This is a genomic window from Rhodococcus mengyinensis, from assembly GCF_048381435.1.
Lineage (GTDB): Bacteria > Actinomycetota > Actinomycetes > Mycobacteriales > Mycobacteriaceae > Rhodococcus_F > Rhodococcus_F opacus_D.
This window is the reverse complement of sequence record NZ_JBLWIT010000133.1, coordinates 118,092-136,988: the sequence shown is the minus strand read 5'-3', so window position 1 is coordinate 136,988 and position 18,897 is coordinate 118,092. Positions and strand designations below refer to the sequence as shown.

Genomic DNA, 18,897 nt, shown 5'->3' with positions numbered 1-18,897 from the left:
CACCATCTAACCAGAATCTCCGGAACCGACGGTGACGAAGTCGACCAGCTGTTCGACCGCCCCGATCAGCGGTGCCTCCAGGTCCCGGAACGTGTTGACGGCCGAATAGACCCGGCGCCAGCCGTCGCGCGGTGTCCCCCACCCCAATTCGCGGCACACCCCGGTCTTCCAGTCCTCACCGCGCGGGATCTTCGGCCACGCCTCGATGCCCACCGCCGACGGGCGGACCGCCTCCCACACGTCGATGAACGGGTGCCCGGTCACGAGCACATTCGGCCCGAGGCCCTGGGTCAGCTGGGTCTCCTTCGATCCGGTGACGAGGTGATCGACGAGGACCCCGACGCGCCGTCCGGGGCCGGGCCGGAATTCGGCGAGCCGCTCCCCGAGATTGTCGAGACCCTCGAGGTGCTCGACGACGACACCTTCGACGCGCAGGTCGTGCCCCCACACCCGTTCCACGAGGGCGGCGTCGTGCACGCCCTCCACCCAGATCCGGCTCGCCAGCGCCGTCCGGGCCCGCAGCCCCTCCACCTTGGTGGATCCCGACGCCGATCGGGTGGTGGCCGGTCCGGCGGGCTTGGCCGCCGGGCGGACCAGGGTGACCGGTTTCCCGTCGATCAGGAACGCCGCCTCCCGCATCGCGAACAACCGGGTGCGCCGCGCCCCGTCCTCGAGGCGGACGAAATCGCCGTCGTAGGTGCGCTCGAACCCGACCACCGCCCCGCAGAAACCGGTGCCGGCGTCCTCGACCACCAGGTCCCGCTCGGCCGGGACCGTCGGCGTCACGGGCTTCCGCGCGCGTGGGTGTCCGGAAAAGATGTCGCCGTATCTGTCGCCTCCGCTCACGGGCGCTGACGCTATGCCAGCGGCGCCGTTACGCACACGCCGCCACGCCGACATATGCTCGTTTATCGTGACTTCACCCAGCGCCACTCTCACCGTGTGGGCCAGTTCCTGGCTCGCCGGGAACAGTGCACCCGACGACGTCATCGACGCCCTCCACGCGTGGGCGCCGATGCATCTCGCCTGCGCCGAGGACGAGGGGACGGCCGGCCGCACCGGGCTGCCGTGGCCCCACCCGCAGGACGCCGGGGTGACGGCGTTGCTGCAGACGATGCGCCGCTCCGTGTCGCAGCCCGAGACCGAGATCCGGCTGGTGCTGCCCGGGCCGGGCGACGTGCGCGGGCTTCCCGCGGGCACCGAGTTCGCGTCCGCCGCGATCAGCGCGGGCGAGGGTGTGCTCGTCGGACCGCCCGGCCGGTCCGGAACGGGGCTGGTCCCGCACGTCGAGGGTCCGGACGTGCTGCGCTGGACGGTGTCGACGATCGAGCGGCTTCCCCTCGACGCCCACCACACCGGGCTGGGTGAGGCCGAGTTCACGATGCGGCAGGCGGTGCGGGACGCCGCGGCCGCGCTCGAGGCGCTGCACATGCTCGATTCCGGTTTCGGCGCCGACCCGCGCGCGCTGATCGCCGACGCGCTGGCGCAGTCCGCGCGGCACCGGTATCCGACGACGATCGCCCCGCGGGCGCTGCGGATCCTGGACTCGGCCGATCAGGTGGCCGCGATTCTCACGGTCGCCGAGCAGATGGCCCCCGCGCGCACCGTGTCCGCGTCGGGTGCGGCCACGCTCGAAGACCTACTGCGGCCGCTGCGGTCGGCGGTGCGCTCGGCGCGCACCGCCGCCGTCAATGCGTGTGCGCGGGACGGCCTGACGGCCTGACCACGGCCTTGCAGCAGTCGACCGCGCAGGACCGACCGTCGAGGGTCGAACCGAGCAGCGGCTCGGAACCGAGCCGCGCGGCGGGTGCGCCGGCCAGTTGCTCGGCCACGAGTGCGACGACGAGTTCCGCGAACCGCCGATCCGTTCCGGGGGTGGCCGCGCGTACGAAGTCGATGCCGAGTTCGGCAGCCCTGTCCCGGGCCTCGGTGTCGAGATCCCACACCACCTCGAGGTGATCGGACACGAATCCCACCGGGCACACGATCACCGCGCCCACCCCGCGGCCGGCGAGGGCGTCCAGGTGGTCGCAGATGTCCGGTTCGAGCCACGGCACCTGGGGTGGCCCGGACCGGGACTGCCACACCAGGTCGAAGTCGTCGAAGCCGGCGGCGCGGGCGGTGAGCCGGGCCGCCTCGGCCACCTGCCTGCTGTAGAGATGACCGCCCTCCGTGGGCGGTCCCGCGTTGACGTCCGCGGACACCGGCACGGAATGCGCGGTGAACACCAGCCGGGCGCCGGCCCGGCGCCCGGCGGGGAGCTGCGCCGCGGCCTCGCGGACGGCGTCGGCGAACGCCCCGATCAGCAGCGGGTGGTCGTAGTACTGCCGCAGCTTCAGCAGGTGCGGTGCCCCGTCCCCGGCCGCGGCCCGCGCCCGGGCGACATCCTCGTGGTACTGCCTGCAGCCCGAGTACCCGCCCCACGCCGAGGTCGGGAACACGAGAGCGGACCGCACCCCGTCCGCGCCCATCCGGGCGACGGCGTCCTCAACCATCGGATACCAGTTCCGGTTACCGAAATAGACGGGCAGATCCATTCCGGCGCTTGCCAATTCGGATTCGACGCGGGAGATGATGTCGCGATTGAGGGCGTTGATCGGCGACACACCCCCGAAGTGCAGGTAGTGCTCGGCGACCGCGTCCAGACGTTCGGGCGGCACCCCCCGGCCCCGGGTGACGTTCTCCAGGAACGGGCGCACGTCGGCGGGCTGCTCCGGACCCCCGAACGACAACACGAGAAGGGCATCGAACCGGGAACCGGAACCGTCCGTCGAATTCGCAGCGATCATGATCCCCATCTTCCGTGGTGCCATTCGGGGCGCACTCCCCGGGTAGTGCCCTAGCCGGCCATCGCGTGGGCGCCACCATCGACGTAGATGATCGACGCGGTGGTGCCGGGAAGCCAGTCGGACAGCACGGTGCACACGGTCTTCGCGACCGGCTCCGGGTCGTCGACGTTCCAGCCGATGGGCGCACGCTCGTCCCACGCCGTGTTCAGTTCGTTCATCTGCTTGGCGTCGTCGGTGGCGGTACCGGCGATGGCCTTGGCGGCGAGGGTCTTGATCGGGCCGGCCGCGACGAGGTTCGAGCGGATACCGCGTTCGCCGACCTCCTTGGCGACATACCGGTTCACCGACTCGAGCGTCGCCTTGGCGACGCCCATCCAGTTGTAGAACGGCACCGCGCGCGCGGGATCGAAGTCCATGCCGACGATCGACGCGTTGTCGTTCAGCACCGGCAGCAGCGCCTTCGACAGCGACGCGTACGAGTAGGCGGAGACCTCGAACGCCACTCCCACATCCGACCACGGTGCGTCGAAGAACGGGCTGCCCAGGCAGGACCGCGGCGCGAACGCGATGGAGTGCACGACGCCGTCGACACCCTCGGGCGCGATCTCCCGGATGCGGTCGGCGAGGCTCGCGAGGTGCTCCGGGTTCTGCACGTCCAGTTCCAGCGCGGGCGGCACCGGCTGCGGCAGGCGCTGCGCGATGCGGTCGATCAGCCGGAGACGGTCGAAGCCGGTGATGATCACCTTGGCGCCCTGTTCCTGGGCGACCTTGGCGACGTGGAACGCGATGGACGCGTCCGTGATGATGCCGGTGACGAGAATGGTCTTACCTTCGAGCAATCCGCCCATGAGGTGTCCTCCTGTGAAGAAAAAGTCCGGGAAGTGGGGTGGGGAGAGCTAGTGGCCCATGCCGAGGCCGCCGTCGACGGGGATCACCGCGCCGGAGACGTAGGCGGAATCGTCGGAGGCCAGGAAGCTCACCACCGCGGCGACCTCCTCGGGCTTGCCCTGCCGCTGCAGCGGAACCGCGCCGGTGATCATGTCCTTGTACTTGTCGTCGAGGACCGCGGTCATGTCGGTGTCGATGAATCCCGGGGCCACCACGTTCGCGGTGATCGACCGGGAACCGAGCTCACGGGTCAGCGACCGCGCGATGCCGACCACACCGGCCTTCGACGCCGCGTAGTTCACCTGGCCGGGACCACCGGCCAGACCGACGACCGACCCGAGGAACACGAACCGGCCGAACCGCGCCCGCAGCATCGACCGCGTGGCCCGCTTCGCGACGCGGAACGCGCCGGTCAGGTTGGCGTCGACGACGGAGGTGAACTGCTCCTCGGTCATCCGCATGATCAGCGTGTCGTCGGTGATGCCGGCGTTCGCGACGAGAACCTCGACGGGACCCTGGTGCGCTTCCACCTCTTTGAAGGCGCGGTCGACCGACTCGGTGTCGGTGACGTCGCACTGGACGCCGAACAGCCCGTCGGGCGCACCCGAGCCGCGGTGCGTGACCGCGACCTTGTGGCCGTCCGCCGCGAGGCGCTGCGCGACAGCGAGGCCGATCCCGCGGTTGCCGCCGGTGACGAGCACCGACCGGGGAGTGGACACCGTCCTAACTGACGCGTCAGTAGTTTGTGGGGTAGACATGGGGATCAACCTATCTGTTCAGATGTGCAGGAGTGGAAGCGCGGGGCCGCGGTGGAACGCAGATCACGGCAGCCGTTGACGCAGGACCAGCGCGAGGATCAGCCCCGCCGTGGCGGACAGGACACCGAGCACGAGCCAAGGGCGGCTGGCGTCGCCGCGGGTGGTCTCGAAACCGATCTGCTCCTCGAGGGTGTCGTAGACGTCGCGCAGTTCCTCCAGGCTCGACGCCGTGAAGAAGCTGCCCCCGGAGAGATTCGCGATCTCCCGCAGCGACGGATCGTCGACGGGCACGGGGATGCGTTCGTCCTCGATCTCGACCTTGCCGTAGCTGGTGCCGAACGAAATCGTCGAGATGGGGACGTCCTTGTCCTTCGCCTGCCGGGCGGCGGTGAATCCGCCGCGCGGATCGTCCGGGTTCTCGGGGACCGTCTGCTTGCCGTCCGAGAGCAGCACGATGCGGGCGGGCGGCGCCTGATCACTGCCGCCGAGCACCGCGGCCAGGGTGTCGATCGACTGCAGCGACGTGAAGATCGCCTCACCGGTGGCGGTCCGCTCGCTCAACTGCAGATTGTCGATCGCCACCTTCGACGCCTCCCGGTTGGTGGTCGGCGACACCAGCACCGAGGCCGTGCCTGCGAACGCGACGAGACCGAGGTTGATGCCGGGGGTGAGCCCGTCGGCGAACGACTTCGCGGCGTCCTGCGCCGCGGCCAGCCGGGTCGGTTCCACGTCGGTCGCCTTCATCGACAACGACACGTCGATGACGAGGATCACGGTGGCCCGGTTCCGCGGAACCCGCTTGTCCTCCGTCGGTCCGGCCAGCGCCACGCTGAAGAACACCAGCGCCAGCACCATGAGCAGCGCCGGAATGTGCCGGGCCCGGCCCGGCCGCGACGGCGCCACCTTCTCGAGGAGCGCGAAGTTGGTGAACCGGAGGGTGTGCTTCTGCCGCTGACGCTGCACCCACACGTATCCCGCGACCAATGCCACGACGACCAGGAGGAACAGCAGCCACCACGGTGAGGTGAACTGGGACAGGCTCACCGGCGGGACCTCTGGTTCGTCGCGGTCCCGTAACTGTGCTTCCGGGCGGACACGAACCGCACGACATCCGAGATCCAGTCCCGGTCGGTCCGCAGACTGAGCAGCGGGGCGCCGCAGCGCCGCAACGACTGCTCCACCTGCAGGCGGTGCTCGTCCGCGGCCCGCGCGAAGTCGGCGCGCAGTTGCGGTGTGGTCGTGAACTCGCGGGTCCGTCCGGACTCCGGATCGTGCAGCACTACATCCCCCATGTCGGGTAATTCCAGATCTCGCGGGTCGAGCACCTCGACCCCGAGTACGTCGTGGCGGCCGGAGATCGCCCGCAGCGACCGCTCCCAGTCGATCGGCCCCAGGAAGTCACTGATGACGACGGCCAGACCGCGGCGACGCTGGGGTCGGCGCAACGACTCCACCGCCCCCTGCAGGTCGCCCCGCACCCCGTCCGGGGCGTGCGGGGTGGTCGCGATCTGACGCAGCATCGCCTGCGCGTGGATGCGGCCGCCGCGGGCCGGGATCCGGGTGGTCTGGGCGCCGGTCGAGACGATCGCCCCGATCCGGTTCCCGCCGCCGCTGGTCAGGTGCGTGACGGCGGCGGCAGCCGCCACCACGAGGTCCCGCTTCTCGCAGCCGGCGGTACCGAAGTCGAGGCTCGACGACAGGTCGACGACGAGCCACGTCTCGAGTTCCCGGTCGGCCACCGACTGCCGGACGTGCGGGTGCGTCGTCCGGGCGGTCACCGACCAGTCCATCTGACGCACGTCGTCACCCGGCTGGTACTCGCGGGCATCACCGGGTTCGGAGCCCGGGCCCGGGATCAGGCCAAGATGGTCTCCGTGCAGCACCCCGTCGAGGCGGCGGCGGACGGTCAGTTCCAGCGTCCGCAGCGCGGCGGACAGTTTGGGATCACGGAGTTCGCCGGAGCGAAACGACGGCGGCGGGCCGGAACTCTGCGCACCGGCGGTACGCGCACTCACCGTGGCTGGCTCATCGCCGTCGGTCCGGGCACCGACGTGGACGGGACGGGCGGTCCGTGGTGACCGGCGGGAGCGGCCGGGACCGTCGTCGGCTGTGCGGCGATCTGCGGCAGACCCACGGTCTGCAGCACACGGGAGATGACGTCGTCCGGGCTGACCTCGTCGGCGAGAGCGTCGTAGGACAGCACGAGACGGTGACGCAGCACGTCCGGGATCACCTCGAGCACGTCCTGCGGCACCACATAGTCACGCCCGCGCAGCAACGCCAACGCCCGGGCCGAGGAGATGATGCCCAGCGTCGCGCGCGGCGACGCGCCGTACGCGATCCAGCCGTCGACCTCGGGGAGACCGAACTCGGCCGGCGTGCGCGTGGCCGCGATGACCCGCACCACGTAATCGACCAGCGCGTGGTGCACGAAAACACCGCTCGCGACCTTCTGCAGGCGGACGAGCTCCTCGGGATCGAGGACCTGGTGGGGTTCCGGCGCATCGACACCCATCCGGTAGACGATCTCGCGCTCCTCCTCCACCGTCGGGTAGTCGACGAGGATCTTGAACAGGAAGCGGTCGCGCTGCGCCTCCGGCAGCGGGTACACCCCCTCGTTCTCGATCGGGTTCTGCGTCGCCATCACCAGGAACGGGTCGGGCATGTGGTACCGCTTGCCGCCGATCGAGACGTGCCGCTCGGCCATCACCTCGAGCAACGCCGACTGCACCTTCGCCGGCGCGCGGTTGATCTCGTCGGCGAGCACGAAGTTCGCGACGACGGGTCCGAGTTCGGTGTCGAACTCCTCACGCCCCTGCCGGTAGATGCGCGTACCGATCAGGTCGGTGGGCACCAGGTCGGGGGTGAACTGGACACGCGAGAAGGATCCGCCGACCACCTTCGCGAACGTCTCGACGGCCAGGGTCTTCGCGACACCGGGCACACCCTCGAGCAGCACGTGCCCTTTCGCGAGCAGACCGACCAGGATCCGCTCCACGAGCCGGTCCTGCCCGACGATCACGCGCTTGACCTCGTAGATCGCGCGTTCCAGCGTCTGGACGTCGGCGGCGAGATTGGGCGCGACCGTCTTCGTCGTCGCGCTCTGCGTGCCCGTGTTCTGTGAGGGTGCATTCGGCGCGGTGACGTTCTGGGGACCCGATCCGTTGGCCGCACCCCCATTCTTCACACCTTCGGGAGCGGCCTTCGCGGGCGACTCCTTCCGGGCTGCACCCTCCGATACCGCATCATCACGTGAGGTCACCAAGAATCCACCGCTTTCACCTAGATCGTTCCGCCCGTTCACGTACTTGCTCAACTATTCCAGGTGCAAGCAACCCCCGCCGCAACCAAGCACGATCCGCACTGCGGACTACTTCATCGACATCATGGATCACGACACCATACGGACAGCGTAAGGGGTCATGCCATCCCATCGCACCGGGGAGATCTGGACGGTCGATCCGGACTGCGGGGCCTCCAGCATTTCGTCGTTTCCGAGATACAGGGCGACGTGCTGGCTGGCGTTCGGGCCCCAGAAGATCATGTCGCCGCGCTGCATCTCCTCCGAGGGAACCTGCTCGCCCGCGGTGTACTGATACCCGGTGTAGTGGGGCAGGGAGATGCCGATCCCGGCGAACGCATAGATCATCAGGCCGGAGCAGTCGAAACCGACCTTGTTGAAGTCGCCGTAACTGTCGGCGACACCGCCGTCGCGGATGCCGAGGGTCGGGCCGTTCTCGTCGCCGCCGCCCCACGCGTACTCCACACCGATCTGGGACAGACCCCGGTCGATGACGGTCTCGATGGCCTCGCTACCGGTCAGGTCCTCACCGCTGGTCGACGGTTTCGACTTGGGGGTGGACTTCGGTGTGGTCGTCCCACCGTCCGCGGAATAGTCGGAGTCCTCGTCCTCCGAGTCTTCCTCGATCGTGGTGTGCGCGCGCTGCCCCGCGGCGAGTTCCGCGGCGCGCTGTCGAGCCGCCTCGTTGGCGGCGACCCGCGCGGCGGCCTGTGTCGCGGCGGCCTGTGTCGCGGCTTCCCGGGCCGCGGCGGCGATGGCCGCCTTCTGCGCGTCCTCGGCGCGTTTCTGCTCCTCCCACGTCGCGTACGCCTCACGCTGCCCCTGCAGCCCCGCGACGTTCCCTCGGGCGGCGTCGAGCTGAGCCTGGGCGGCGGCGCGGTTGCTCTCGATCTGTGCCTTCTTGGCAGCCTGATCCTGCAGCGCCGAACGGGCGATCGCGATCGCCTGCTCCGCGAGCGACTTCTTCGCCGCGGCCTGGTCGGCGGCCACGTCCGCCTGCTGCTTGGCCTCGCGTGCCGCGGAATCCTTGTTGGCCTGCGCGGTCCGTGCCCGCTGCAGACCCTCGAGCACCGCGTTCTGGCTGGTGGCCAGGAGTTTCAGAACCTGCGCCCGATCCAGGACGTCGCCGGGCCCCTGGGCGCCCAGGTACGTCGAGATCGAGGAGACGTTGGTGCCCTGCGTGTAGCTCGACCGGGCGTACTTGTCGAAGTCCTTCTGCGCGAGTTCGATCTGCGCCCCGGCGTCGCGCAGCGCCTGCTGCGAGGCCCCGACCACGTTGGCCGCCAGATCGGCGGCGCTGCGGGCGTTCTGCAGATCGACCAGAGCCCGGTTCACGTCCTCGCGCTTGATGGCGACCTCGTTGTCGAGCTGAGCGAGCTGCTGATCCGCGGAGGCGACCTGGTTGATCAGTTCGCTGACCTGCCCGAGGCCCGCCGACACCTGGGTCTGGGCCTGCGCGATGTCGTTGTCGGACGGATTCGGTGGCGGGGGCGGTACGGCTGCGGCCAGGCCGGGTGTGCTGCCGACCAGGGCTCCGACGATGCCCAATCCGATCAGGAGGCGCGCCGTGCGAGTGTGCCCGCGGGAGAAGCTACGGTGCCCCACTCCAGCTCGTGCTTGTCGCTTCACAACTCTCTCCCTCGGTTCTGCACCGATCACGCACACCGCGCCGTGCTCGTCGTGGGGAGAAATTTGCGGCAGCCACACCTTCCCGTGCTTCGGCGACACCGACATACGCCGGATCGTCGTCACTTTGGACGTCAATCACCAGCCTGCGACACTTCTTCCCCAAGAGCGCCAAATGCACCGTACGACACTTCCGGACTCTATGGAAACTTTAGTCACAAATAACACATGAGTAATTTGACCAGCGGAAATGTCGAACTGTGAATCGTCGGCGCTATTTACGCGCATCGACGCAGGCAGCGGCCACAGTCGGGCGAATCGTGAAATTGCCGCCGAGTTATCCCGGAAATTCGGCAGGCGTCAGGGCTTCTGTCGCTCGTACGACGTGCCGGCCCCCGCGGCGTTGTCGCCCTTTTCCGCAGTGTCGTCACGCGATCCGGACGCCCGGCGCGATTTCGCGAAGAACGTGGCGGCCGACGCGATCACGACGATCGCGACGATGACGGCCGTGATCAGGGCCCACGGGGGTCCCGGCTCGATCACCTCGTCGACGAAGTGATTGGCGGAGACCACCGCATCGCCGGTGTAGGTGCGGTCCTGACCCGATTCGAGCAGGACCCGGCTGATCGAATCGCTGTACGTGCCGACCCAGCTGGGACTCAGCACCAGAACGGTGCCGCCTTCTTCCGCCCCGACCTCGGTCGCGAGGTCGCGCAGCTGCGAATCGCGGCCGGGATCCTCGTCCAGCACCACGATGCTCAGCTTGATCCCGTGGTCGGCGGCGCGGTCGACCACGGCGGCGAGTTCACTCGCCTCGTCGGACGGCGCCGACACGCCGTCGTCGGACACGTCCGCGACCACGTCGGAGACGTCGATGTCTTCCGGAAGGTCCGTCGACAACGGGAGGGCCGACTGGACGGGGAGCATGACACTGGCAGGAAGTGCGGTGGCGATAGGGGCAGGCATCTCTCATCCGGGTTTGCTGTAGGAACGTAAGCCTCGCGTGAACACTACGTGAGGAGTCCCCGAAGTTCCGTTCCGTCCGCGCGCGTCCCGCGTCGGGGACGAGGAGAATCGCCGGGGGGTACACGCTCGATCCCCCCGGAATTCTCACAGGACAAGCGTACTGTTAGACTATCGGAGGTACCGCGGTATGGGCCGATTCCGTCATCGCTAGCACGACAGCGCACACGGATCAGCCGTGCCCCGCAGTGCCTGCAGCCGTCGACACAGCCCCGTCGGCGGCGACCCTCATAGACGAGTGGAGCTGACGTGAGCACGAGTATTGATTCGTTCGGCGCCAAAGGCACCCTCGAGGTCGGTGAGAACTCCTACGAGATCTTCCGCCTCTCGGCCGTGCCCGGCACCGAAAAATTGCCCTATGCACTGAAGGTTCTCGCCGAGAACCTGCTTCGCACCGAGGACGGCGCGAACATCACCGCCGACCACATTCGCGCCATCGCGAGCTGGGATCCCTCGGCCGACCCGAACGTCGAGATCCAGTTCACGCCTGCCCGCGTGATCATGCAGGACTTCACCGGCGTCCCCTGCATCGTGGACCTCGCCACCATGCGTGAAGCGGTCACCGCACTCGGCGGCGACCCGAACAAGGTGAACCCCCTCGCACCCGCCGAGATGGTCATCGACCACTCGGTCATCATCGACGTCGCCGGCCGCGCGGACGCATTCGAGCGCAACGTCGAGATCGAGTACTCCCGCAACGGTGAGCGGTACCAGTTCCTCCGCTGGGGCCAGGGCGCGTTCGACGACTTCAAGGTCGTCCCCCCGGGCACCGGCATCGTCCACCAGGTCAACATCGAGCACCTGGCCCGGACGATCATGGTCCGTAACGGCCAGGCGTACCCCGACACCTGCGTCGGCACCGACTCGCACACCACCATGGTCAACGGCCTGGGCGTGCTGGGCTGGGGCGTCGGCGGCATCGAGGCCGAGGCCGCCATGCTCGGCCAGCCCGTCTCCATGCTGATCCCGCGCGTCGTCGGTTTCAAGCTGACCGGTGAGATCAAGCCCGGCGTCACCGCCACCGACGTGGTCCTCACCGTCACCGACATGCTGCGCAAGCACGGCGTCGTCGGCAAGTTCGTCGAGTTCTACGGCAAGGGCGTGGCCGAGGTTCCGCTGGCCAACCGCGCGACGCTCGGCAACATGAGCCCCGAGTTCGGTTCCACCGCCGCGATCTTCCCGATCGACGCCGAGACCGTCAGCTACCTCCGCCTCACCGGCCGCTCCGAGGAGCAGCTCGCACTCGTCGAGGCGTACGCGAAGGAACAGGGCCTCTGGCACGACGCCGACCACGAGCCCGAGTACTCCGAGTACCTCGAACTCGACCTCGGTGACGTGGTTCCGTCCATCGCAGGCCCGAAGCGCCCGCAGGACCGAATCCTGTTGTCGGACTCGAAGAACGCGTTCCGCAAGGACATCCACAACTACGTGGAGGAGCACCACCCCACGGGTCACTCGCAGCTCGACGAGGCCGTCGAGGAGTCGTTCCCCGCGAGCGATCCCGCCGCCCTGTCGTTCGCCGACGACGGCGCCGTCGACGTGCAGTCGGCCGCCAACGGATCCGAGGGCCGCCCGACCAAGCCGGTCAAAGTTCTGTCCGAGGACAAGGGCGAGTTCATCCTCGACCACGGTGCCGTCGTGATCGCGTCGATCACCTCCTGCACCAACACGTCCAACCCGTCGGTCATGCTCGGCGCGGCCCTGCTCGCCCGCAACGCCGTCGAGAAGGGCCTGTCCGCCAAGCCGTGGGTCAAGACCTCCATGGCTCCCGGTTCGCAGGTCGTCACCGACTACTACAACAAGTCCGGCCTCTGGCCGTACCTGGAGAAGCTCGGCTTCTACCTCGTCGGTTACGGCTGCGCCACCTGCATCGGCAACTCCGGCCCGCTGGACGAGCAGATCTCGCAGGCGATCCAGGACAACGACCTCACCGCCACCGCGGTGCTGTCGGGTAATCGCAACTTCGAGGGACGCATCTCCCCCGACGTGAAGATGAACTACCTGGCTTCCCCGCCGCTGGTCATCGCGTACGCCCTCGCAGGCACCATGGACTTCGACTTCGAGCACGACGCCCTCGGCCAGGACGCCGACGGCAACGACGTGTTCCTGAAGGACATCTGGCCCTCTCCCCAGGAGATCCAGGAGACCATCAACTCCTCGATCAGCCAGGAGATGTACGTCAAGGGTTACGCGGACGTCTTCAAGGGCGACGAGCGCTGGCGTGGACTGCCCACCCCGGAGGGCAAGACCTTCGAGTGGGACGCCAACTCCACCTACGTGCGGAAGCCACCGTACTTCGACGGCATGCCGAAGGAGCCGACCCCGGTCAGCGACATCAAGGGCGCCCGCGTCCTCGCGCTGCTCGGCGACTCGGTCACCACGGACCACATCTCCCCGGCAGGCAACATCAAGGCCGGAACGCCTGCGTCGCAGTACCTGGACGCGAACGGCATCGACCGCAAGGACTACAACTCCTACGGCTCGCGTCGCGGCAACCACGAGGTGATGATCCGCGGCACGTTCGCGAACATCCGTCTGCGCAACCAGCTCCTCGACGACGTCTCCGGTGGCTACACCCGCGACTTCACCCAGGACGGCGGCCCGCAGGCGTTCATCTACGACGCGTCGCAGAACTACCAGAAGGCCGGCATCCCGCTGGTCGTGCTGGGCGGCAAGGAGTACGGCTCCGGATCGTCCCGTGACTGGGCCGCCAAGGGCACCAGCCTCCTCGGCGTCAAGGCCGTCATCACCGAGTCGTTCGAGCGCATCCACCGCTCCAACCTCATCGGCATGGGCGTCGTGCCGCTGCAGTTCCCGGCCGGCGAGTCCGCTGCGTCGCTGAAGCTGGACGGCACCGAGGTCTTCGACATCGAAGGCGTCGAGAAGCTGAACGAGGGTGTCACGCCGAAGACCGTCAAGGTCACGGCAACCCGCGAGAACGGTGAGAAGGTCGTCTTCGACGCGGTCGTGCGCATCGACACGCCCGGCGAGGCCGACTACTACCGCAACGGCGGCATCCTGCAGTACGTGCTCCGCAACATGATCAAGGGCTAGGCGCTACCGCGCCTGTGCGAGCTTTCGGGCCCACAGGCGCTACGCACCTGTGAGTGTTTTCGGCCATGGCAGGCACGAAGCGCGCACGACCAGTTTCAGGGGAGCTCCGCTGTTCCCGATCGAGGTGGTCGTGCGCGCTTCGTGCATTCGGTGACCCTCAGATGTCGAGGGCCGAAAACACTCACAGGCCGACGAAGGAGGCACTTTGCCCAAGGTCAGTGAAGACCATCTCGCGGCACGGCGCAGTCAGATCCTCGACGGCGCCCGCCGCTGCTTTGCCGAATACGGCTACGACGGCGCCACAGTCCGCCGACTCGAAGAAGTGACCGGACTGTCACGCGGGGCGATCTTCCATCACTTCAAGGACAAGGACGGCTTGTTCCTGGCGCTCGCCCACGAGGACGCGACCAGGATGGCCGACGTCGTCGCCCACGAGGGCCTCGTCCAGGTGATGCGGGACATGCTCGCCCAGCCCGAACAGTTCGACTGGCTGGGAACCCGGCTCGAGATCGCCCGACGGCTGCGGAACGATCCCGACTTCCGCAGAAGCTGGTCACAACGGTCGGCGGAACTCACCGAGGCGACCATGGCGCGTCTCGCGCGGCAGAAATCCGCGGGCCGCCTCCGCGACGACGTCCCGACCGACGTCCTGATCGGCTACCTGGACCTGGTTCTCGACGGCCTCGTCGCGCGCATCGCCTCCGGGCACGCCGGCGACAACCTGTCGGCCGTGCTCGACCTCGTCGAGGAATCCGTCCGACGCCGCGACTGACACCGCACTCCCCCACCGACACCGGTCAGGTCTTGCGACGGTGAGCTCCGCCTCGTCCGCGGAGCTCCACCTCGGACTCCGCGAGAATGTTGCGGACGAATCCGTACGATCTCCCCATTTCCCGGGCAAGGGAACGAATACTCGCTCCGGCCTGGTAGCGCTCCTTCAGCTCCGCCTGCAGATCGGCGCGCGACGGTCCCGTGATCCGAGCGCTCTTGGCGAAGACCCCGATGTCAGCCATGAACTCCTCCAGTCGGCGAGCGACGGTGGTTTCCACGGTAGAGCCCCGCGACGGCGATATCTACGCGCAGCGCTCAGGCGAGCTGGATCAGTTCCAGGTAGTCCTGCGACCAGTGGTCCTCCGTGCCGTCGGGCAGCAGAATGACCCGTTCCGGGTCGAGTGCCTCGGCCGCACCCGGATCGTGCGTCACCAGAACGACGGCACCGGTGTAGCTGCGGAGCGCGTCCAGCACCTGCTCGCGGGAGACGGGGTCGAGGTTGTTCGTCGGCTCGTCGAGCAGCAGGACGTTCGCCGCGGACGACACGAGACCCGCGAGCGCGAGGCGCGTCTTCTCACCACCGGACAGGGTGCCTGCGGGCTGCTCGAGCTGCGGGCCGGTGAACATGAACGCACCGAGCAGCGAACGCAGCTCCTGCTCCCCCGTGTCGGGGGCCGCGTGGCGAATGTTCTCCCACACCGACGCGTTGTCGTCGAGGGTGTCGTGCTCCTGCGCGAAATAGCCGATCTTCAGACCGTGACCGGGGACGAGCCCGCCCGCGTCCGGCGTCTCGACGCCGCCGAGAATGCGCAGCAGCGTCGTCTTACCGGCACCGTTGAGACCGAGCACCACGACCCGTGACCCACGGTCGATCGCGAGATCCACTCCGGTGAAGATCTCGAGCGAACCGTAGACCTTGGTCAGGTTCTCCGCCATCAGCGGAGTCTTGCCGCACGCGGCCGGCTCGGGGAACCGGATCCGGGCCACCTTGTCGGACACGCGTTCCGCGTCGAGGTCGGACATCAGCTTGTCGGCGCGCTTCGCCATGTTCTGCGCCGCCACCGCCTTGGTGGCCTTCGCGCCGAGCTTCGCGGCCTGCGCGCGCAGCGCACCGGCCTTCTTCTCCGCATTGGCGCGCTCGCGGCGACGACGCTGTTCGTCGGTCGCGCGGGCGTCGAGGTACTTCTTCCAGCTCATGTTGTACACGTCGGCCTCGCCGCGCACGGCGTCGAGGAACCACACCCGGTTCACGACGTCATTGAGCAGATCGACGTCGTGGCTGATCACGATCAGACCACCCTCGTGGTTCTGCAGGAATCCCCGCAGCCAGGTGATCGAGTCGGCGTCGAGGTGGTTGGTCGGCTCGTCGAGCAGAAGAGTCGTGTCCGACCGTCCGCCGCTACCGTCCGACGCCGCGAACAAGATGCGCGCCAGTTCGACACGGCGGCGCTGACCACCCGACAGCGTGTGCAGCTGCTGACCGAGGATGCGGTCGGCCAGGCCGAGACTGTTGCAGATGCGCGCAGCTTCGCTCTCGGCCTCGTAACCACCGAGGGCCGAGAAGCGGTCCTCGAGGTTTCCGTACTTGCGCACGGCCTTGTCGCGCTCGGCGTCGTCGACGACCTCCGACATCAGGATCTGCTGCTTCTCCATGTCCCGCAGCAGCGAGTCGAGGCCGCGCGCGGACAACACGCGGTCCTTCGCGAGGACGTCGAGGTCGCCTTCCTTCGGGTCCTGCGGGAGGTACCCGAGATCGCCGGTGCGCACCACGGCACCCGCATACGGCTCCCCCTCCCCCGCAAGAATGCGGAGGGTGGTCGTCTTGCCGGCACCGTTGCGGCCGACCAGCCCGATGCGGTCGCCGGGCTGCACCCGCAAAGCCGGCCCGGGCGCGGACAGCAACGTCCGTACTCCAGCTCGAACTTCCAGGTCGGTAGCGGTGATCAACAAGACTCCTAGGAAAATGACGCTCGCGTTGAATGAGAAAAACTGCACAAAGAACACACGAACCAGCAATTTTACCCGACCGCCGGCAACTCGGAACACGCCCGCCAGTGATCCCGCTAACGTTCGCGGCCGTATCCGACTCGCAGAAAGCCCTGGCCCCCTCGTCATTGGCCTGTTGTTCGAGAGTGAAGCGTTCGAGAGGTGTGCACCGTGGTGACGTCCATTGTTGGCAGGAGAGATGGCCACTATGAGTATTCGGGAAATTAGGGTGTTCCGTCCGGGTCCGAGTCTATACCAGGTTGCCAACCTGCTGGGCCGGGAAGCCCGACCGGCGTTTCCGGGATTTCGCAGGCGCATTCAGGTTCCCCACCCCGCGCAACTCGATCTCGCTCAACCCTTCGCGCTCCCCCACGGTCGGCGAGGCCGGACCGCGGCGCCCACTCCCCCCAGCACCCGTCGTGGCCGGTCAGGGCCGTCCAGGGTGAGTTGACGAGGTCGTGACGTGCGCCGGCGAAGCCCCCACTACCCCGCGCTATCTGGAGCGCACCAGATAAGTTCAGGAAATATTGCTCTTCCGTCCGTGTCCGACTCTGGAGCATGGATTTATTCTGCGGCAGGAAACTCGGCTCTCGTGTCAGGCTGGCTGCGTGACAGCTTCTCCCCGTCCAGCGATCTGGGACGTTGCGATCGTGGGCCTCGGTCCTGCCGGCCGCGCCCTCGCCCACCGGGCCACAGCTCTCGGCGCGACGGTCGTCTCGGTCGACCCACTCCCCCGGAGGTCGTGGACCGCGACGTACGCGGCGTGGGAAGACGAGCTCCCCGACTGGCTCCCTCGGGGCGCGATCGAAACGAGAACTTCTCGCCCAGCGGCCTGGACGACACGTCGCCACACCATCGATCGCACATATTGTGTTTTGAATACATCGTCACTGCAATCAATACTCAGTAGGGAATGCGGAACTGTACTCGCAGGTAGAGCCGTGGACCTCTCCCCCACGTCCGTTCTGCTGGACGACGGGTCCACGCTGGAGGCGCACGTCGTGGTCGACGCTCGCGGCACCGGCGACAGCCCCGACCTCGCCCAGCAGACGGCCTACGGCGTGGTGGTGGACCCCGACACGGCCGCACATGCGCTCGCCGGCGACGCCGCGGTGTTGATGGACTGGCGACGCGACAACGGCGCATCGCCCTCGGACGCGCCGTCCTTCCTCTACGGGGTCCCCCTCGCGCACGACCGGTTCCTGCTCGAAGAGACCTGCCTGGTCGGTCGCCCGCCACTCCCGATCTCGGAACTCGCCACCCGACTCCACGACCGACTCCGACAGCGGGGCGTCATCGTACCGTCCCATTCGGACGTCGAGAGAGTCAGATTCGCCGTCGAACCACCCCCTGAGGCGGGTCGTGCCCACAGCTCGGATCAGGTGCGCTTTGGGGCCCGCGCCGGGTTGATGCACCCCGGAACGGGTTACAGCGTCGCAGCGTCGCTCCTGTGCGCAGACGTTCTGGCCCACGATCTTCGTGACGGTTCGAACGCGCGACTGTGGCCATGGAAGGCCCGCACCGTCGCGTCCCTGCGGTCGGTCGGTCTTCGCGTCCTCCTGAATCTGGATGCAGAACACGTCCCCGAATTCTTCGAGCATTTCTTCGATCTACCGCCACAACTCCAGGCGGCATATCTGTCCGAACGGTCGAATCCGCGCGGAACCCTGTCCGCAATGGGGCGGATGTTTCGGGCATCCTCCGGCGATATCCGCAGTGTAATTCTCCGTTCGACGCTTCGCCGGGAAGTTCGATGAACTGTCGCGCGAACGCGAAAAGGAGACCATCATGGAACGCATGCGGTCGATATGGAAGGGCTCGATAGCGTTCGGACTCGTGAATGTGCCGGTCAAGGTCTATTCGGCAACCGAGGATCACGACATCAGGTTTCACCAGGTCCATGCCAAGGACGGCGGCCGGATCAAATACAACCGCGTCTGCTCCGAATGCGGCAACGTCGTCCAATACGCCGATATCGACAAGGCCTACGACTCCGACGACGGCGTGCGCGTGGTGTTGACGGACGATGATTTCGGGAAACTGCCCGCCGCCGAGAAACACGAGATTCCCGTTCTGCAGTTCGTGCCGACCGAACAGATCGACCCCATTCTGTTCGAGAAGAGTTACTTCCTCGAACCCGATTCCAGCTCTCCGAAGGCGTATGTCCTCCTCGCGACAGCCCTCGAGAACAGCGACCGCACAGCCCTCGTCCACTTCACCCTCCGGCAGCGCACCCGACTGGCCGCGATGCGGTCACGCGACGGGGTGCTGGTGATCCAGACGCTGCTGTGGCCGGACGAGGTACGCGCCGCCGAGTTCTCCTCGCTCGACGGCGTCGACAAGCCGAAGGCGAAGGAACTCGCCATGGCCGAGACGCTCGTCGACAGCATGGCCGACGACTTCGACCCCACCGAATTCACCGACGACTACCAGGTGCAGTTGCGTGAACTGCTCGACGAGATGATCGAGTCGGGCGGCAAGAAGGTCATCCCCGTCGCCGAAGTCGAGAAGAGCGGCGAGGACGCCGAAGTGGTGGACCTGGTGGCGGCACTGCAGCGCAGCGTCGACGCCGCCGGGAAGAAGGCCGCACCCGCCAAGAAGAAGCCGGCCAAGAAGGCTCCGGCCAAGACCGCCGCGAAGAAGGCCACCTCCAAGTCGTCCACTTCGGAACGCAAACGCGCCTGAACCGACGCGGAGGGGC

General features: G+C 67.8%; 16 protein-coding genes. 5 read left to right on the top strand and 11 right to left on the bottom strand.

Annotated elements, in window-relative coordinates; all coding sequences use genetic code 11:
- Positions 1–6: 6 nt before the first annotated feature.
- Complete coding sequence (locus ACNJ7E_RS31740) at positions 7–846, bottom strand: DUF3097 domain-containing protein (RefSeq protein WP_280784547.1); 840 nt, start codon at positions 844–846, stop codon at positions 7–9.
- Positions 847–913: 67 nt separating this feature from the next.
- On the opposite strand from ACNJ7E_RS31740, the gene ACNJ7E_RS31735 reads away from it, so the two are divergent.
- Positions 914–1,723 carry a hypothetical protein gene (locus tag ACNJ7E_RS31735; RefSeq protein ID WP_280784548.1) on the top strand — a complete coding sequence of 270 codons (810 nt, stop codon included), beginning with the start codon at positions 914–916 and terminating at the stop codon, positions 1,721–1,723.
- On the opposite strand, the gene ACNJ7E_RS31730 is transcribed toward ACNJ7E_RS31735, so the two are convergent.
- The 8 genes from ACNJ7E_RS31730 to ACNJ7E_RS31695 form a co-directional block, all read right to left on the bottom strand.
- Positions 1,689–2,798: a ferrochelatase gene (locus ACNJ7E_RS31730; protein ID WP_418341834.1), complete on the bottom strand. Its 1,110-nt coding sequence runs from the start codon at positions 2,796–2,798 to the stop codon at positions 1,689–1,691. The two genes, ACNJ7E_RS31735 and ACNJ7E_RS31730, sit on opposite strands and share 35 nt — an antisense overlap.
- 41 nt (positions 2,799–2,839) lie before the next feature.
- Positions 2,840–3,637 (bottom strand): NADH-dependent enoyl-ACP reductase InhA, encoded by a 798-nt coding sequence (inhA, locus tag ACNJ7E_RS31725; RefSeq protein WP_005241845.1) that lies wholly within the window; start codon positions 3,635–3,637, stop codon positions 2,840–2,842.
- A 48-nt stretch (positions 3,638–3,685) separates the two neighbouring features.
- Complete coding sequence (fabG1, locus tag ACNJ7E_RS31720; protein WP_005241843.1) at positions 3,686–4,435, bottom strand: 3-oxoacyl-ACP reductase FabG1; 750 nt, start codon at positions 4,433–4,435, stop codon at positions 3,686–3,688.
- A gap of 63 nt (positions 4,436–4,498) precedes the next feature.
- Positions 4,499–5,479, bottom strand: coding sequence for a VWA domain-containing protein (locus ACNJ7E_RS31715; RefSeq protein WP_009480477.1), 981 nt, complete (start codon positions 5,477–5,479; stop codon positions 4,499–4,501).
- Positions 5,476–6,450: a DUF58 domain-containing protein gene (locus ACNJ7E_RS31710; protein WP_280784550.1), complete on the bottom strand. Its 975-nt coding sequence runs from the start codon at positions 6,448–6,450 to the stop codon at positions 5,476–5,478. Before ACNJ7E_RS31710 ends, ACNJ7E_RS31715 begins: the two co-directional genes overlap by 4 nt.
- Entirely contained in the window at positions 6,447–7,622 is a 1,176-nt protein-coding gene (locus ACNJ7E_RS31705; protein ID WP_280784554.1) for an AAA family ATPase, read from the bottom strand. The genes ACNJ7E_RS31710 and ACNJ7E_RS31705 overlap by 4 nt, the downstream gene beginning before the upstream one ends.
- A 204-nt stretch (positions 7,623–7,826) precedes the next feature.
- Positions 7,827–9,365, bottom strand: coding sequence for an NlpC/P60 family protein (locus tag ACNJ7E_RS31700; RefSeq protein ID WP_418341779.1), 1,539 nt, complete (start codon positions 9,363–9,365; stop codon positions 7,827–7,829).
- Between the two features lie 357 nt (positions 9,366–9,722).
- Positions 9,723–10,328 (bottom strand): Rv1476 family membrane protein, encoded by a 606-nt coding sequence (locus ACNJ7E_RS31695; RefSeq protein WP_317567307.1) that lies wholly within the window; start codon positions 10,326–10,328, stop codon positions 9,723–9,725.
- Positions 10,329–10,634: 306 nt separating this feature from the next.
- Between ACNJ7E_RS31695 and acnA the strand changes: the two genes are divergently transcribed.
- Together acnA and ACNJ7E_RS31685 are read left to right on the top strand one after the other, a co-directional pair.
- Entirely contained in the window at positions 10,635–13,439 is a 2,805-nt protein-coding gene (gene acnA / locus ACNJ7E_RS31690) for an aconitate hydratase AcnA (RefSeq protein WP_280784552.1), read from the top strand.
- A 205-nt stretch (positions 13,440–13,644) separates the two neighbouring features.
- Positions 13,645–14,211: a TetR/AcrR family transcriptional regulator gene (locus ACNJ7E_RS31685; protein ID WP_009480470.1), complete on the top strand. Its 567-nt coding sequence runs from the start codon at positions 13,645–13,647 to the stop codon at positions 14,209–14,211.
- 25 nt (positions 14,212–14,236) lie between these two features.
- Here ACNJ7E_RS31685 and ACNJ7E_RS31680 read toward each other — a convergent pair whose 3' ends face one another.
- Together ACNJ7E_RS31680 and ACNJ7E_RS31675 are read right to left on the bottom strand one after the other, a co-directional pair.
- A complete protein-coding gene (locus ACNJ7E_RS31680; RefSeq protein WP_005255033.1) occupies positions 14,237–14,452 on the bottom strand; it encodes a helix-turn-helix domain-containing protein in 216 nt (71 codons plus the stop codon).
- Positions 14,453–14,525: 73 nt separating this feature from the next.
- Positions 14,526–16,157: an ABC-F family ATP-binding cassette domain-containing protein gene (locus ACNJ7E_RS31675; RefSeq protein ID WP_072942064.1), complete on the bottom strand. Its 1,632-nt coding sequence runs from the start codon at positions 16,155–16,157 to the stop codon at positions 14,526–14,528.
- Positions 16,158–16,804: 647 nt separating this feature from the next.
- Between ACNJ7E_RS31675 and ACNJ7E_RS31670 the strand changes: the two genes are divergently transcribed.
- Both ACNJ7E_RS31670 and ku read left to right on the top strand, forming a co-directional pair.
- The gene (locus ACNJ7E_RS31670; protein ID WP_418341778.1) at positions 16,805–17,953 is read left to right on the top strand and encodes a lycopene cyclase family protein; all 1,149 of its coding nucleotides are present in this window, start codon (positions 16,805–16,807) and stop codon (positions 17,951–17,953) included.
- Between the two features lie 40 nt (positions 17,954–17,993).
- Entirely contained in the window at positions 17,994–18,881 is an 888-nt protein-coding gene (gene ku, locus ACNJ7E_RS31665) for a non-homologous end joining protein Ku (RefSeq protein WP_443706314.1), read from the top strand.
- Positions 18,882–18,897 lie beyond the last annotated feature (16 nt).